The 1524-nt window shown below is 65.7% G+C and carries 2 protein-coding genes; both read right to left on the bottom strand.

What is annotated here, in order from left to right; genetic code table 11:
- On the bottom strand, positions 1–1097 hold a 1097-nt coding region (locus JMF90_RS36645), incomplete at its 3' end, for an aminotransferase class V-fold PLP-dependent enzyme (RefSeq protein WP_201326300.1).
- 53 nt (positions 1098–1150) lie between these two features.
- Positions 1151–1524: cation:dicarboxylate symporter family transporter (locus JMF90_RS36650; protein WP_201326301.1), on the bottom strand; the 374-nt coding region annotated here is incomplete at its 5' end.

Consider the following 1524-nt stretch of genomic DNA (forward strand, 5'->3'; position numbering starts at 1 on the left):
CCGTGCTTCTCGTATTCCCGCACCGCCTGCGTCGGTTCGAGATGCGCGAAGCCGATCCCGACGATCAGGTCGCGCTGCGTCAGGTCGTCATGATCCCAGTAGACGTCGACGCCGTCGATCGCGCGCAAGCCGTCGAGCAACGCGGCGAGCAGCGCGCGTTCATGCAGCTCGATCCGGTGCATGCCCTCGACAAACAGCGTGCGCCGGTCGTCGGAATCGGTGAAATACCGGCCGATCCACGCCACGTAATCGACAATCGACGATACGACCGCAAATTGCGCGGGCGCCGGGCTCCCGAGTTCCCATACGCCGTTCTCCTTCGCGGCGAGCCGGTGATGCGGCAGCGCGGCCGCACGCGGCGACAGCCACGACATGCCCGAGCCGCGGCATCCGAAATACTTGTACGGCGCGAAGTTGATCCCGTCGACCGGCGTGCGCTGCAGGTCGATGACCCCGTGCGGCGCATGCTGGACCGCGTCGACGACGATGAACAGATCGGGCTTCTTCTCTCTCGCCCGCGCGACGATCGTCTCGATGTCGAATTTCGCACCGGAGATGTTCGACGCCGCCATCACGCTGAGCAGCGCGGTATCGGCGTCGACCAGCGCCACGATCGCGTCGACGTCCACGCCACCGGTCTCAGGATTGCTCGGCGCGATGCGCAGCGTCTTGCCGGTCCGTTCCGCGTAAACCGTCATTGCATCGTAGGACGACGGGTGCTCGAGCACGGTCGTCACCGCGTTGGTGCCCGGCACGTTCTCCATGATCGCGCGCACCATGTCGAACATCGCGCCCGATGCGGTCAGCGACGCATACACGGTGCCGCCCTGCGCGTTCAGGATCGTGCGAACGTCGTCCTCGCCGCGCGACTGGATCGCCTGCAGATCGAGCGCCCGCGCATGGATACGCTCCGGGCAATCGGGCAGCGCATCGACCCGCGCGTACGCGTCGACTGCCGCCTTCAACCGGAACGACCCGCCCGCGTTGTCGAAGAACAACCGCTCGCGGCCGTCGACGTCGCGATCGACGTGATGAAAGTGCGACTTGATCTGCTGCATCAACGCGTCGGGAAAAAGTGCGCCATGGGGACTGCTCATCTTCGATGCTCCTGTTTGCTTCGGAATGTTGTGCGGTGCATGCATGGCGGCGTTCAGCCGCGCAGCGATTCGACGTACGCGCGGCCCTTTTCCGCGTCGTACCGGCCTTCCCATTTCGCGATGACGAGCGGCGCCAGCGCATTGCCGACGACGTTCAGCGCGGTGCGGCCCATGTCCATGATCCGGTCGACGCCGGCAATGAACGCGAGCCCTTCGAGCGGCAATCCCGCGCTCGCGAGCGTCGCGAGCATGATCACGAACATGAAGCCCGGCACACCGGCGGCGCCCTTCGACGTGACGACCATGGTCAGCGTCAGCAGCACCTGCTGCTGCCAGCCGAGGTGCACGCCATACAGCTGCGCGACGAACAGCGTGCCGATGCCGAGATAGATCGACGCGCCGTCGAGGTTGAACGTGTAGCCGGTCG

The organism is Burkholderia sp. E168m23, from assembly GCF_016586125.1.
Taxonomy (GTDB): Bacteria; Pseudomonadota; Gammaproteobacteria; order Burkholderiales; family Burkholderiaceae; genus Burkholderia; species Burkholderia orbicola.